The sequence below is a fragment of the Campylobacter sp. RM5004 genome, assembly GCF_022369455.1.
Taxonomy (GTDB): Bacteria; Campylobacterota; Campylobacteria; order Campylobacterales; family Campylobacteraceae; genus Campylobacter_E.
This window is the reverse complement of sequence record NZ_CP059599.1, coordinates 605517-620803: the sequence shown is the minus strand read 5'-3', so window position 1 is coordinate 620803 and position 15287 is coordinate 605517. Positions and strand designations below refer to the sequence as shown.

Here is a 15287-nt window from a genome sequence, read left to right as displayed (position 1 = left end):
TCCTTATTCTATATTTGTATAAACAGCTTGAACATCATCATCATCTTCAAGCTTATCAAGTAATTTTTCAAGCTCAGTAATTTGCTCTTCACTAAGGCTAATCGGATTATTTGGAATATACTCAAGCTTACCACTAACAAGCTCTAATTTTAGCTCATCTATGCCTGTGCTAAGCTCTTTAAAGCTATCATAAGCTCCGATAATTCTTATATTTTCGCCTTCATCTTCTAATTCTTCTAAACCAAAATCAATAAGACTTAATTCTAATTCTTCTAAATCAAGTTCAGGTTTTTTGCATATAAAAACACTCTTTCTTGAAAATAAAAACTCCAAGCTTCCATTTACAAGTGGAGTTGCTCCGTTTTTATTAAAAATCGCTTTAATATTTGCAGCAGTTCTATTTGTATTATCAGTAGCAACCTCAACTATTATTTGAACTCCATAATTTGCTTTTGCTTCATAATGAAGACTTTTAATATCATTGCCATCTTTTCCCGCTGCTCTTTTTATTGCCGCATCGATATTGTCTTTTGGCATATTTTGAGCTTTTGCAGTTGCAATTGCTGTGCGAAGTTTTGCATTCATTTCAGGGTCAATTCCGCCCTCTTTAGCAGCTACTTCAATAGCTTTAGCAAGTTTTGGAAATATCTTACTCATCTTATCCCAGCGAGCTTCTTTTGACGCTCGTCTGTATTCAAACGCTCTTCCCATTCTTTACCTCTTAATATTAAAATAAAGCCTTGATTTTACAAAAACAAGGATAACTAATGATTAGACCTGCTAGAATGTGTGATTATAAAGCTTGTGAGATTTTAGACCTTGCTATGTCCGAATTTAGCGAAAACTTTTTTAATGAGCGAAACTATCATAAAAAAATTGAAAAATTTTATGAATTCTTTGGCAAAGAAAACACTAGATTTTGCTTAGAAAATCTATTTGTCTATGAAAAAGATAATAAAATAATAGCAATTTGCTGTGCTTATGGCGATAGCGAATACAATGATGATGCTTTAAAAGAGTTTTTAAAACAAAATAATTCAAATTATGAAATTATTAAAGAATGTGATACAAATGAATTTTATCTTGATAGCATTGCAGTTTTGCCTGAATATAGGGGTCGTGGAATACTTAAAGAATTTATAAATTACTTAGAAATTATTGCTAAAAACAAAAACTATAAAGTGATTTCTTTAATTACTAAAACGCCTAAAGTCTATGAAAAATATGGCTTTTTTATAATTAAAGAATGCGAAGATTTTAAAACTTATTTTAAAATGTTAAAAGAAATTTGAATAAATAAGCTTACAAATCGTACAAAAAACAATGAATATAAATGCCTTTCTAACCAAATTAACATTAATTTTTAAAAGGCATTTACCACCTAAATAAGCTCCTATTATTCCACCTATTCCCATGATAAGCCCTAGTTTAATCAAGATTTCATAAAAACACAAAAAGAAAAGTAAAGAACAAACATTGCTAGTAGTATTTAATACTTTTGTATTAATTGAAGCTTGTTTTAAATTAAATCCAAGTAAGGTTGTAAATGCAAGTATCCAAAACGAACCCGTTCCAGGACCTATAAAACCATCATAAAATCCTAAAACTATCCCAAAAATAATTAAAAAGCTTGTAGTAGTTAAAACAGCCTTTTTATTAATTGCACCTAAATTTGGCTTAAAAATAGTGTATAAAAAAACCAAAATAAGTATAGCTAGAATTAAAGGCATTATTTTTTCATTTGAAATTAAAAGTAAAGTATAGCTACCTATGATAGAAAAAATTGCCGTTATTAAAATTCCAAGCTTTAATTCTTTGAACTTTATTTCTTTTCTTAGGCTAAAAACAGCCGAAAGTGCTGCCATACTAGCTTGAAGTTTGCTAGTTGCTATTGCTAAACTAGGCGGAACTCCTAAACCCAAAATAACAGGCAAAGTAACAAGCCCACCACCGCCTACAATAGCATCAATAAAACCACCAACAAACGAAGCTAAAAAGCCTATAAAATATTCTAAAACACTAAATTCCAAGTTCAAATTCCTAATTCAAATTCCATTAATCTTCTTTGGCTTTTAGACGTTTTTTTACTGATTTTACTTTATATTTTAAATTATCGTTTCTGCTTTTATGAATATCAAACTTTGCTACTAAATAAACTCTATTTTTATCAATTAATTTATTTGCTTTATTTAGTATTTTTAAAGCACTTTTTAAATCATCAGTCTCAACGCTAGTTCCCATAGCACCTAATTTGTGCTTTATGTTTTTCTTGCGTAAATACTCAATTATAGGTGCAATTTCTTCGCTTTTACTATCATTGCTCATTGAAAAAATACAAAAATCCATTGTTACGCTCATTTTATCTCCTTTATAAATTTAATTATTTCTTCATTTTTTGCTCTTGTGGTTCTAAAATTATTTACCACATCATCGCTTTTTTTACCTATTGCAATAGCGCAAATTATAAGCCCATCTACTCCATTTGCTCTAATAGCATCGCAATACTCTGTAACACTACCTAAAACGCAAGTATCATAGCCTAAAGAAGTCGCCGCATTTAAAAAATTAGCCAAAAATATCCCAGCATCAAGCAAAGAACCTTCACTTAAACCTTTATCAATATGCAAAATTGCAAGATTTTTTGCATTAAAAAATTTATAATTTTTATGCCATTGCTCCAAGCGTTTTTGTTTATCATCACGCTTAATACCAAGTGCTTCATAAAGCCTAAGTCCAGTTTCAAATCTTCTGCTTTTATAAGGCTCAAACCAAGTATTAGGATATAATTTCACATCTTGACTTTTTAAACCATTATTAAGCGCAAAAAACAAATCATCACTAAGTTTTATAAGTGCATTGCCACTAAAAAAGCTTAATTTTGCAGGCTGCATATTCGTTGCACTTGGGCTTAATTTTGCTAATTCAACTATTTTTATAAGCTCATCTTCGCTTAATTCATAATCAATAAAATCTCTACAAGAAAATCTTTTTTCTAAACACTCTTTAAAAATCATAAGAACCTCCCTAAAACAAGCGTAACTGCAAAATATACTAAAATTAAAGCCGATAATATATTTATAATTCTTAATACCTTAACGCTAAAAAAGTCAGTATATTTATAAACAAAAAACGAAAGAGAAAAAATCCAAATAAATATGCTAAAACTAAGTCCTATAAATAAATAAAAAGGATTTTGTTTAGTGCTTAACATAGTTGCTACGCTTAGCCAAAATGTTATTACATAAGGATTTGCAAGGTTTATAAAAAATCCTTTAATAAAATTAAGAAAAACATTAGTTTTTTCTAAATTGTTTTTTATATCTATATTTTTTACAGGTTTTAGCATTAAATAAGCTAGATAAATTAAAAATAAGCTTCCAAATACACTTAAAATATCTAAAAATAAATCGTTTTTAATAAATTCTAAAACACCAAAACTAAGAACAAAAAGATAAAGCAAATCAGCTACAAATGCACCTAAGCCTAAAGAAAATGCGTTTTTAAAAGTTTTTAAAGCATAACTTAAAATGAGAATATTAACAGGGCCAAAAGGAACGCAAACCCCAAGCCCTAATAATATCCCATCAAATAATTCATTCATCGCTAGCTAAACTAAGTCCTACTTTGCCGTCTTTAATTTCGCTTACGATTACTTCTAATGTATCGCCTTCATTAAAGCTCTTGCCTTTGATTTTGTTAGAATGTAAAAGTCCATCAACACCATCTTGTAATGTTACAAATACACCAAAATTAGCTATTTTTTTAACAATTCCATTAAGCTTAGTTCCTATTTCAAATTCTATTTTAGCAGCTTGCTTTTTGCCCTTTGATTTAGGCTTTAAAACTTCGTTTAATATATATTCTTTAGCAGCTTTTACTTCTTGACCACTGATTTTTACTTCGTTTTTATCTCTATCTAAATCTATGCTAACGCCGTATTTTTCAATGATTTCTTTTATAGTTTTTCCACCTTGACCGATGATTTCTGGAATATCGTTTGCACTTACACTAAAAATCTCAAGTTTTGGCAATACATCTTCATTAATTACAATATTTTTATTAGCTTCCTCCATTAGATTTAGGATATGTAATCTTCCTTTTCTAGCAGCTTCAAGTGCTTCGGTTAAAATCTTTGTACTTACTCCACCAAGCTTAATATCCATTTGCATTGCTGTAATTCCATCAGCACTTCCAGCTACTTTAAAATCCATATCCCCATCATGATCTTCAAGTCCCATAATATCGGTTAATACTGCATATTCATCACCTTCAATAATAAGACCCATTGCAACTCCAGCTACAAGTTTTTTACTAGGAACTGCTGCAGCTCTTAGTGCAAGTGAGCCACCGCAAACACTTGCCATTGAGCTACTTCCGTTACTTTCTAAGATTTCTGAAACTAATCTAATTGTATGAGCGTAATCTTTGCTAACTGATGAGCTTAAGGCTCTCTTTGCTAAGTTACCATGACCTAATTCTCTTCTTGAAGGTGCTTTTAAAGCACTTGCTTCGCCTACGCAAAATCCTGGGAAATTGTAATTAAACATAAACTTATCATAAGTAGTGCTTTTGTTAGTTAGCATTTCAATTGCTTGTGCGTCGTTATCACTACCTAAAGTACAAACCACTAAAGCTTGAGTTTGACCTCTTGTAAATAGACAAGAACCATGAGCATTTGGTAATATATTTGTTAAAATACTAATAGGACGAACCTCATCTAAAGCTCTTCCGTCAGCTCTTCTTTTCTCAGTTAAAATCTGCTTTCTTACTATGTGTTTTTTAAGGCGATTTAATTCATAATCAAGCTCAGCTTCGCTCCACTCATTATTAATAAATGCTTCATCTTGAGCAACTTTTAAAGCTATTGCTTTAAGCTCGCTTGCACGCTCACTCTTTGCCATTTTATTAATAGCATTTTTAACTTCATCTAAGTAATTTTGCTCTAAATATTCATATACAGCTAAATTTTCACTATCTGCTTTATAGTTAAATATAAAAGTTTTTTTATACTCTTTAAATGTATTATAAAAATCATTGCTAATGCTTAAAATATTGCTTTTTGCAAATTCAAGCGCTTCTAATAACTCAGCTTCGCTCATCTCATTCATTGAATTATTAGTTTCGTTTGCTTTCATCTCTATCATTAATAATTCATCTTTAAGCCCACTTACAAATAAATCAAGGCTTGAAAGCTCTAAAGAATTTGAATCAGGATTTAGAACAAAGCCATTTTCATCTTTTGCAACCCTTACACCAACTGCAGGATAAGAAATCTCAATATCGCTTAAAAATAAAGCCGCACTAGCTGCATAAAGTGCAAGTGGTTGAATATCTACATTTGCTTCAGCTGAAAGCAGCATTACTACAATATGAGTTGGGTGTAAATAACCTTTTGGAAAAAGTGGTCTTAGGGTTCTATCAATTATTCTTGAAGTTAGGGTTTCATAATCGCTTGGTTTTGTTTCTCTTTTTACAAAACCACCTGGGATTTTGCCTGCTGCATAAGTTTTTTCAACATAGCTAACTGTTAAAGGTAAAAAATCTTCGCTAACAACTTCATCTTCTCTAGCAACGCTAGCAAGCATAACAGTTTTTCCACAGGTCATTAATACACTTGCGTTTGCTTGTTTTGCAACTAAATCTAAATCAAATACTAATTCTTTATCATTTATTTTAATTATTTTTTTCATTAATCTCCTTTTGATACGGCAAATAATAATTGCTCATCTCTAAAATTTCACACGCATATTCACTTGAAATATCAAGCGATTGCTTATAGTAATAATCCTTATCTATAAAATGCTCAATTTTTTCCAAATAATATACTTTATCAAATAAATCCACATAATATTCATAAGAACTAGACGCTATTAAAGCGCTTGCGTATTTTATACTTCTTACCCCAAGACCTAATAAGCTTTTATGACAAACATTAATAGTAAGTCCGCTGTTTGAGCCTTGATCTAGTAATAAAATATCCTTTCCTGCAAGATTGCTAAGCGGTAAGGATTTTCTAAATTTCGCAATTTTTGCCATAATCGCTTCATCATAAAGCAGAGTGCTCATTGATAAAATATAATCTTGACTTATTGAAAATGCTTCAATTAATTCTTGAATATAAACTATATCTCTTGTTTCGCTAATTTTTGCTATTTGACATTCATTATTTGGAGCATATATGCCTTTGTTAAAAAGCATATCATAATATAAATTAAGTTCATTTGCAATAGTTTCTATAAAAGGAATATTCTTAATGCTATTACCTATAATTATATGGCCTTCTAATTCCTTGTGCTTTAATAATTTTTCACTAAATTTATTAGCTGCTTGCAAAGGATTATCAAAAATCATAACTTTCATCTCCTTTTAAAGAAAAATTATATTTAACCCCGCCGATAGGATAAAGATTAAATTTCAAATACACTCCCCTATCTCTTACTGACTTTACTCCGTTTTGGGTTAATTTTGCACTTGTGCTTTCTTTAAATTCTAAAGAGTAATTAATACAGCGTTTTTTATGAGTAAAACCTATGCTGTAATTTTCAAATTTTTTATTATTTAAATTAAACCAAGCTTGAGAATAAATGGTATTGTTTGTTATAAATTCATATTGAAATTTACTTGTTAAAAATCTATCATAAGGCCTATTATTAACTAAAATTTCATTAATTTTATTGTAATAAAAACCAGAGCTTATCTTAAATGGATTGCTTACAAAAACACCTTCTAAGAAAAATCTATCAAAACTAGAATTTTTGAATGAATATTCTGTAGTATTATTTAAATAAAAATTATTATTAAAATAATACTTGATTTGATTATTTAGTATATTAAACTTAGCATCTTCTGTTCTTAAGCTTAAGCTATGTTTTAGTTTTTTGTTTTCATTTTCAAAAAGTATTTGAGATAATTCAATATTAAAAGTTAAATCATCGTAAGTATTAGGGATAAAAAACTCATTTTCTATTTCTTTAGAACCAGTTCTAAGACTAGCACCAAAACCAAAATTTATATTATGCAAATAATTATCATATTTTTTAAATAAATTTGTATAAATTGATGCTGTATGAGTTGAATTAAAATTATAATCGTTGTTTTTTTCGTAATTTTTATAAAGGTTAATTCCTAATTCAAATTCTTCACTCAAAACTAAGTTTATATAATCATCAAATAAGCCCTTATTAAACTCAATAGGAACATAAAAATGAAATCTATCTAATGTGCTTCCTTTTCTTCTATAAAAATTACTATAAGTAAAATCAGCCTTGTAATTAATATAATTATTAAAAAGCGAATCATAAAATCTATGATAATGAAGATTTGGTATTTCTTGTAAAGTATAGTCTTGATTAATACTTGAAGTATCTTGATAATACTTAATATAAGCTCCATAATAATCTTTATTATTTGTATAAAAATAATTTAATTTTGAAGTAATAATCGCATCATCGTGATTATCTTGAAAGCTTGATAAATTAAGGTAATCAATATCGCTTAATCTTAAAAAATCTAAATATAATCCTTCTTGATTATTTTCGTTTTCGTTAAAAATCTTATCTCTTTCATAATGAACATTAAAGCCAAAATGTTCGTTAAATTTCAAATCTTCTTTTTGTGCATAGGTGCTAAATTCTTTAAAATAACCAGCTCCAAAATTACCTTTTGAAAAAGGGCTATCTACAAAGCGAAAATTTGAATATATTCCATAACCCCTATTTGTTCTAATTTGTGGTCTAAGCTCTAAATCCATTCTATGATTTATAGCCCAAAAAAACGGCTGTTCGTAATTGATTGATTCTTTACTTCTAATAGAAAACTTTGGAACTAAAAAGCCAGTTTTTCTACTATCATCAGTATTTATTGCAAAATAAGGCATATAAAAAATAGGAACATTTTTAAATCTTAAAATCATTCCTTTTAAAACTAAATCTTTAGTTTTTACATCGTATCTGCCTTCTTTAAAATCTATACTCCATTCTGGATTTTCTACATTACAAGAACTAATTCTTGCATTTTTTACAATGAATTGATTGTCTAAATATTCACTATTTTTACTCTTCATCCATACTTCTATAAAAGAATTGCTTATAAAAAAATCATCAAAATTAGCACAAGAATTGCTTAAATTTATCTTAGCATAGCTTGATAGTGAAGTTTGGTTATTGTTTATTAAAAAAACATCTCCAAATAATTCTAATTCTTTAGTATCAGGATTATAAACACCACTATTTGCTCTAGCAAAATAGTTCTTTTTAAACATTATTAAATCATCATCTGAAAAGATGAAATTATTTTTTTTAATTAATTCATTTGATTGGATTTCAACCAACTCAGCGTTTAAGACAAACGAAGTAAATATCAAAAAAGATATTTTTTTAATCAACTTTTATTACCACCGATTTACTTGCTAAATCTGCTAAATGTCTTCTAGTTTTATTAGTAAATACTAATAAAAACAATACTCCATTAAGAAAAATTTCGCAAATCATAAAAACTAAAGCCCTATTTAAAGATTCAAACAAATTAGGAGAATCTAAATGCTCATAATTTACAATTTTTGTTTTTGTAATAAGATTTCCTAAAGTCGCACCATACATATAAAAAAACAATGAAAGATAAAAAAACTTAATCACAATATACATCTTCATAATCTTTAATAAGAAAATATTAATTTGTTCTATATCTTGATTTTGCATAGCGAGTCTAATTTTTTCAATATCATTATCATTAAAAAAGAATACTATTAAAAAATATATAAGAAGACTACAAATAATAGTATCAATAAAATGTGCTAAAACTCTTGAATTTAAACTAGCTAATTTTTTATCTTCTTTTTCAAGCTTTTCTAAAATTTCTATATCCATTTAAAAACCCTAAGAAATATCCCCAAACAAGCGTTAAATTTCAAGGTCTTATGAACCTAAAAAATAGTGGAAGAAAAGCATTAAAGGCTGCAATTCACAATTTCTTGCATCACAGACACGGTTGCTTAAACTTAATCACATAAAAAAATCTGTTAGACCGAATATATTAAACCCGCGTTGTCTAGGGTGCTGTAATTTTACACAAAAATCTTAATAAACTTTTACTTTCCTAAGCAAAACTCTGAAAACATAGCATCAAACAATTCATCACTGCCAGTTTTCTTTCCAAAGATTGCTAATTGATTTAAACTTTCATTTAAATAATAAGCACAAATCTCAAGCTCGCTAAAATTATCAATAGCAAAATAAATATTCTCACTTGCCTTATAAAAAGCACTAATTAAGTCAGTATTTGTTAAGACTAATTCATTATCTAATTGAGAATTTAAATAATTTTTTAGATTAATTTCTAACTCTTCAATATCATTATTTAAAGCTGAGATTTTAATAGCGTTTAATGAATTTTTTTGTTCTAAATCGCTTTTATTTTGAACTATAAAATATTTTTTATCACTATTTTTAATATATTCTAATAAAGCTAGTTCATCATCATCACATTCTTTTGAGCCATCAACTAAAAATAAAACAATATCAGCCTTATTTATAGCTTCATAACTTCTTTTAATACCAAGCTCTTCAATAAAATCATCACTTTTTCTAATACCTGCAGTATCAACAAGCTTAATAAAGTGTCCGTGATAATTTAAATATTCTTCAATGCTATCTCTAGTAGTTCCAGCAATATCACTTACAATTGCTCTATTAAATGATAGTAATGCATTTAATAATGAGCTTTTACCTACATTTGGCTTACCTATTATTGCTAAATTAAAGCCTTCTATTAAACCACGCTTTTTTTCACTTCTTGTAGCGATATTTTCTAATTCTTTAGCATTTTTTAATAACTTAGCCTTAGCATTGTCTAAAATATCTAATGGCAAATCATCATCAGCATAATCAATAGCAGTTTCAAGATAAGCTAATGTTTTTATAAGCTCATCTTGAGTATTCATAATAAGCTCTTTAAATGCTCCATCAATGTTTTTTGAAATAATTTTTCTAGCGTTTTCACTTTTTGCTGCTATTAATTCATTTATTAAAAGAGCTTTTTCTAAACTCATTTTATTATTCATACAAGCTCTTTTACTAAACTCACCTGCTCTTGCAAACCTTGCACCTAATTTATTTAAAATCATCAATATATTTTGTGCATTTGTAAAACCGCCATGTATTTGAAACTCAACACAATCTTCTCCAGTAAAAGAAAAAGGAGCTTTAAAATATATAACAATCCCTTCATCTACAAATTCATTTTCGTAAAATAATTTAAAAAAATATGCGTAACGAGGATTGTTTTTTAGTTTATCACTATTTTTATTGCTTAATAAACCTGAAGCTATTTGTAATGCTTGTTCTCCACTAAGCCTAATAATACTAATAGCACCATTTCCACTAGCACTAGCAAGTGCAACGATAGTGCTATTCATTGTTTTTTAAATTCTCCATAAATTGCTATATATCTTCCTTGCGAGCTATCTTTTATCACTATATTTTTATGAGAAAATTCTTTTAATAGTTCTTCATAAACAAGATTTAATAAGCTAGTCTCAAGTGGTCTTGTTTGTGCTTTTCCGATTTCATTTATTTTAGTTTTTACTTCAATTAAATGTTTTTCTAAATTCTCTCTTAATTTTGCTAAAACTCCACAAATCTCAACTCTTGCATGAAGTGTGTATTTAATGCTAATTAAATGATTGATTATTATATCTAATGCTTTATATTTATGAGCATCTTTTCCTATTATGCTTTCATAAGAATTAGTGATAAATTCAACATTTACGCTATTTTCATTAGCTGGAGTTACTTTGATTTCTTTTATATCAAAATAATCATTGCAAAACATACTTTCTAAATCATTTTTGATATTTTCTAAAACACTTGCTTCTATTTTTTTCTTTACTTTTACTTCAATAATCGCATCTTTTTTAAAAAATCCTAAAAAACCAGCCTTTGGCAACTGAATGATTTCATATTCTAATTCTCTAATAGAGCAATTAGTTTCTTTAATTGCTCTATCTATTGCACCTTCTAAAGTTTTATCAATTATTTGCATTCTTTCCTTCTTTTTGTGAAAAAATTCTATTTACAAACCATTGTTGAACTAACGAGAATGTATTATTTACGCACCAATATAATGTAAGTCCTGCAGGAAAATTAATAAAGAATATTACAAATATTAATGGTAAAAATTTCATAATCTTAGCTTGTGTTGGATCTTGTATAGTCATAGGAGTTATAACTTGTTGTAAGAACATAGTTGCACCCATATAAATAGGCAAGATATAGTATGGATCATGAATAGCTAAGTCATTAATCCATAAAGCCCAAGGAGCAGCCTTTAGCTCAATAGCATTTAATAATACTCTATATATTGCAAAAAATATAGGAATTTGAATTAGGATAGGCAAACATCCTCCTAAAGGATTTGCTTTATGCTTTTTATAAAGCTCCATCATATGCATTTGCATTTTTTGTGGATTGCCTTTGTATTTTTCTTGAATTTCTTTAATTTTTGGCGCTAGAACTTTTAATTTTTGCATTGAAACCATGCTTTTATAAGTTGGATATGTAAGACAAATTCTAACAACAATTGTAAGAATTACAATAGACCAGCCCCAGTTACCTACATGTGAATGTATAAAACTTAAAAAAGCAAACATAGGCTTAGCAATAAATGTAAACCATCCATATTCAACTACATTTGTAAGTTTTTCATTTACTGATTCAAGTATTTTATGCTCTTTTGGCCCTATATAAGCATTAAAAGTTTCGTTACCACTAGCTACAATATAACCTACTGATAAATCTTTGTGATTTTTTAACACAACTTTAAAAGGCTTTTCAAAATTATAAAATGTACTTGTGTAATATCTATCTGAAAAAGCTGCTATAACAGCATCATTTTCTGTTCTTTCATCATTTACTTTTATATCGCCGTCTTCATAGTCTGTTTTTGTATCATCATTTTTATAAATCATAGCCCCATGAACTGTCAAAGTATCTGCTAAAACATTTGGACGCTCACCTGGAGTTATTACATAATCTCTTAATTTATTATCACTAAAAGAAATATTTACTTGATAAAAACCATCTTCTTTAAATTTAATAGTTTTACTAACTACAACACCATTAACATCTTTAGTTAATACAAGCTCTTCTTCTTCGCTTAATTTGCTTTTATTTGCACTAAAAGGAATTTTGTTAAACTCTTTATTAAACTCACTATCATAAAACGCAATCGCTAAAGGATACAAACTAGCATTTTTATCAATCAAATCAATCGCTTCATTTTTATCGCTTAAAAATCTTTCATCTTTTAAGATAAAATTGCTAATTTCACCATTTTCATTGATTTTTGTATCAAAGTGCTTACCTATAATTTCAGCTATAATTTTCTCACTTTTTGCTACTTCCATACTTTGTAGTGGCTTAGCGTTAGATATAGGGTTAGCTACACTAATTTCTTCGCTTTGAACTGGTTTTTGTGTTTGGGTTGGTTTTGGGATTAAAAAATCATAACCTATGAAAAATAGCATAGATAACACTATCGCTATTATAAGCCTTTTTTGTTGTGTCATATTATCAAACATAATTGTCCTTTATTTGAATATTACTTTTACTATATAATAAAATTGTTTATCTTTTGGAACAAAAATAGTTTTAAGTTTTTGTATCTTATTTTGATTTGTAAAAATCATTATAGGTTTATTTTTAAGCTTTACAGTAGGATAATCAAACCCACCTATAAATAACTGATTACACCTTAATAATCTTAAAAATGTTAATAAAATAGCTTTAAAAAAATTATTATATTGAAGTTGAATAATTGCGTATTGAGAGCAAGTAGGATAATATCTACAAGATTTAGGCTTTAAAGGACTTAAAAAGTATCTATAAAATTCAACTAACTTAACAGCTAAATATCTATGCATTTCATTCCCTTAAGCACCCTAACCTTTTAAGACTCCACTTAATATTCTTTTCTAATTCAAAATAACTTAAATCACTAAAACCTTTTTTTGCTACAAATATGTAATAACCGCTGTTTAAATTAGGATAATGTTGTAAAAATAGAGCTCTTAATAATCTTTTAGTTCTATTTCTTACAACTGCACATCCTACTTTTTTACTTGCGATTACTGCAAGTTTTTTAACCTCACTAGGCTCATAATAAATCACGCAGTTTTTTGCAAACCACTTTGAGCCGTTTTTATAAAGTCTAGCAAAATCTTTAGAATCATTAATGCTAGAAAAGTCTTTTAGATTGCTAATCTTCTTCTACCTTTAGCGCGTCTTGCGTTGATTACTTTGCGACCATTTTTAGTCTTCATTCTTACACGAAATCCATGAGTTCTCTTACGAGGTGTATTGTGTGGTTGATAAGTTCTTTTTGGCATTTTTCTTCCTTAAATAAAAAAATTAAACGCATATTCTATCACAAATAACTTAATTAATTTTAAGTATTTTTATATAAAATTGATTTTATGGATAAAAAAACATATTTAAATTACTTAAAATTATTCGGATTTTCCTTTTATAACGATGATTTATATATTGATAAAAGTTTTAAGATAAATAATATTAATGATTGTAAATTATGTAATTTATATAAGTTAAAAGAAAATTTTTATAAAAACCAAACAAAAAAAGCAAAAATTTTTATCCTAAGTGATTACAACTTAAACGAAGATTTTGCAAAAGAACTTGATTTAATACTAAAATCAAATCTAAATTTAAATATAAAAAACATTTATTTTTCAAGTATTGTAAAATGCTCAAACAACTATAAAAAGGATAATTTAGCTAAATGCCATCAGTATTCACTAAACGAAATTATAGAAAGTGAAGCTAGTATTATAATTTTATTAGGAGAAAATTTAAAAAATATACTACAATTAGAAAATTTCAATATTGGAGATATTATTTTTTATACACTTAATGGTAAAAAAATAAAAATTTTGATAAATTACAGCTTTTATTTTATTAAAAAAAATCCAAGTTATGAAATAGATTTTATAAATAACTTAAAAAAATTAAAGGAAGAAGTATGAAAAAACTACTCACTGCTCTATTAATTTGTATGAACTTAATAGCTGCAAAACAAGAATTAGTAAAAATAGACCCAGCTAAAGTTTTTTACATTAATTTTGATAAAGAAAAATGCTCTGATGAATGCTTAAAAGACTTATTATATAAAGGTCTTTATATTAGTTATATTGCAAGATTTGATTCAAACGATGAAAAATTAAATAATATTTATGCAAAATTACTAAATGGGATTGAATATATTGATTTACCTAAAAGACATCAATTAAATATGATTAAAATCGCAATCATAATGCCTGAAAAAGTAGTGAAATCTTATTCAAGTAATATAATTTCGCCTGCTCTAGCATATTTAATCAAGCAAAACGATAATGTATATATGAAAGTTTATTTTACAGGCGATGAAAGTGAAGCTAATTTATTGCCTATCTTAAACGAATTAAAAGATTATTCATTAATTATCACAGGTTTTCAAAAAAACGGCATAAATACTTTAAGCAAAAACATAACAACTATCCCAGTATTTAACCCATTAGCAAAAAGCAGTGATTTTAATACGGTAGGCTCAAACTTTACTTTCGGAAGTATTGATTATAAAGAACAAGTTGCAAAATTAATCAATTTTTCAAATGGAAAAATAGCAGTATTTAAAGATGAAAGCCCACTTGCAAATAAAATAACTCAAGACATACAAGAGCAAAGCACTTTGGTTTCTCTTAAGACTTTAGAAAAGAAAAATCTTAATGTAAATTCGGTTTTAAACGAAGCTTGGAAACTAAATAATTCTAGTGTATTTTTTAACATTCCTTTGGTTAAAACTACTCTTTTAGCAACACAAATTAGAGCTTTAGGAGTTAGACCTAGTAAATACTTTAGCACACAAATTAACTATCATCCAATGTTTTTAAACCTTAGTCAAGAAAACGAAAAAGCAATGTTTTATTTCGCTAACTCAATCGGAGAAATTGATGAAGAAATAGAATATATAAACGACTTATTAGGACAAAAAATAGCATATAACTGGATAGCGTATTCAACTAGCGTTGGGCTTGATTATTATTACCACGAGCTTTATACAAACAATAAAGAAAGATTATTTAAAGATGATTTTGTAGGAAGTGATTTACACTTTAATGTAAGGATTATGAACGCAAAACAATCAAAATTCAGCGAACAAAAATAAAGCTAATTCCTATTTCAAATTCTAAAAATTACCAAAGGAATTTGAAATAGGATTTTAAAAATACCAAATCTCTT

General features: G+C 27.4%; 18 protein-coding genes. 3 read left to right on the top strand and 15 right to left on the bottom strand.

The window, feature by feature from the left end:
* Positions 1-3 precede the first annotated feature (3 nt).
* A complete protein-coding gene (locus AVANS_RS03095; RefSeq protein WP_239818197.1) occupies positions 4-711 on the bottom strand; it encodes a YebC/PmpR family DNA-binding transcriptional regulator in 708 nt (235 codons plus the stop codon).
* A 56-nt stretch (positions 712-767) separates the two neighbouring features.
* Between AVANS_RS03095 and AVANS_RS03090 the strand changes: the two genes are divergently transcribed.
* Positions 768-1292: a GNAT family N-acetyltransferase gene (locus AVANS_RS03090; RefSeq protein WP_239818196.1), complete on the top strand. Its 525-nt coding sequence runs from the start codon at positions 768-770 to the stop codon at positions 1290-1292.
* Here AVANS_RS03090 and AVANS_RS03085 read toward each other — a convergent pair.
* The 14 genes from AVANS_RS03085 to rpmH form a co-directional block, all read right to left on the bottom strand.
* Positions 1278-2030, bottom strand: coding sequence for a TSUP family transporter (locus AVANS_RS03085; protein WP_239818195.1), 753 nt, complete (start codon positions 2028-2030; stop codon positions 1278-1280). The two genes, AVANS_RS03090 and AVANS_RS03085, sit on opposite strands and share 15 nt — an antisense overlap.
* A 25-nt stretch (positions 2031-2055) precedes the next feature.
* Positions 2056-2358: a thiamine-binding protein gene (locus AVANS_RS03080; protein ID WP_239818194.1), complete on the bottom strand. Its 303-nt coding sequence runs from the start codon at positions 2356-2358 to the stop codon at positions 2056-2058.
* Entirely contained in the window at positions 2355-3014 is a 660-nt protein-coding gene (locus AVANS_RS03075) for a nitroreductase family protein (protein ID WP_239818193.1), read from the bottom strand. The genes AVANS_RS03080 and AVANS_RS03075 overlap by 4 nt, the downstream gene beginning before the upstream one ends.
* Entirely contained in the window at positions 3011-3601 is a 591-nt protein-coding gene (locus AVANS_RS03070) for a LysE family transporter (protein WP_239818192.1), read from the bottom strand. Before AVANS_RS03070 ends, AVANS_RS03075 begins: the two co-directional genes overlap by 4 nt.
* Positions 3594-5690 carry a polyribonucleotide nucleotidyltransferase gene (locus AVANS_RS03065; protein WP_239818191.1) on the bottom strand — a complete coding sequence of 699 codons (2097 nt, stop codon included), beginning with the start codon at positions 5688-5690 and terminating at the stop codon, positions 3594-3596. The genes AVANS_RS03070 and AVANS_RS03065 overlap by 8 nt, the downstream gene beginning before the upstream one ends.
* Complete coding sequence (locus AVANS_RS03060; RefSeq protein WP_239818190.1) at positions 5674-6351, bottom strand: sodium:proton antiporter; 678 nt, start codon at positions 6349-6351, stop codon at positions 5674-5676. Before AVANS_RS03060 ends, AVANS_RS03065 begins: the two co-directional genes overlap by 17 nt.
* Entirely contained in the window at positions 6341-8383 is a 2043-nt protein-coding gene (locus AVANS_RS03055; protein WP_239818189.1) for a hypothetical protein, read from the bottom strand. Before AVANS_RS03055 ends, AVANS_RS03060 begins: the two co-directional genes overlap by 11 nt.
* Positions 8376-8864 (bottom strand): RDD family protein, encoded by a 489-nt coding sequence (locus AVANS_RS03050; protein ID WP_239818188.1) that lies wholly within the window; start codon positions 8862-8864, stop codon positions 8376-8378. The genes AVANS_RS03055 and AVANS_RS03050 overlap by 8 nt, the downstream gene beginning before the upstream one ends.
* A 221-nt stretch (positions 8865-9085) precedes the next feature.
* Complete coding sequence (mnmE, locus tag AVANS_RS03045; RefSeq protein ID WP_239818187.1) at positions 9086-10411, bottom strand: tRNA uridine-5-carboxymethylaminomethyl(34) synthesis GTPase MnmE; 1326 nt, start codon at positions 10409-10411, stop codon at positions 9086-9088.
* Positions 10408-11037, bottom strand: coding sequence for a protein jag (locus tag AVANS_RS03040; RefSeq protein ID WP_239818186.1), 630 nt, complete (start codon positions 11035-11037; stop codon positions 10408-10410). Before AVANS_RS03040 ends, mnmE begins: the two co-directional genes overlap by 4 nt.
* A complete protein-coding gene (gene yidC, locus AVANS_RS03035) occupies positions 11024-12574 on the bottom strand; it encodes a membrane protein insertase YidC (RefSeq protein WP_239818185.1) in 1551 nt (516 codons plus the stop codon). The genes AVANS_RS03040 and yidC overlap by 14 nt, the downstream gene beginning before the upstream one ends.
* A 9-nt stretch (positions 12575-12583) precedes the next feature.
* On the bottom strand, positions 12584-12916 hold the full coding sequence (gene yidD / locus AVANS_RS03030) for a membrane protein insertion efficiency factor YidD (RefSeq protein ID WP_239818184.1): 333 nt from the start codon (positions 12914-12916) through the stop codon (positions 12584-12586).
* A gap of 1 nt (position 12917) precedes the next feature.
* Entirely contained in the window at positions 12918-13229 is a 312-nt protein-coding gene (rnpA, locus tag AVANS_RS03025) for a ribonuclease P protein component (protein WP_239818528.1), read from the bottom strand.
* A gap of 14 nt (positions 13230-13243) precedes the next feature.
* Positions 13244-13381: a 50S ribosomal protein L34 gene (gene rpmH, locus AVANS_RS03020; RefSeq protein WP_214116499.1), complete on the bottom strand. Its 138-nt coding sequence runs from the start codon at positions 13379-13381 to the stop codon at positions 13244-13246.
* Positions 13382-13468: 87 nt separating this feature from the next.
* Here rpmH and AVANS_RS03015 point away from each other — a divergent pair, with 87 nt between their 5' ends.
* Complete coding sequence (locus tag AVANS_RS03015; RefSeq protein ID WP_239818183.1) at positions 13469-14035, top strand: hypothetical protein; 567 nt, start codon at positions 13469-13471, stop codon at positions 14033-14035.
* Entirely contained in the window at positions 14032-15213 is a 1182-nt protein-coding gene (locus AVANS_RS03010; RefSeq protein ID WP_239818182.1) for a hypothetical protein, read from the top strand. The genes AVANS_RS03015 and AVANS_RS03010 overlap by 4 nt, the downstream gene beginning before the upstream one ends.
* Positions 15214-15287: the final 74 nt, after the last annotated feature.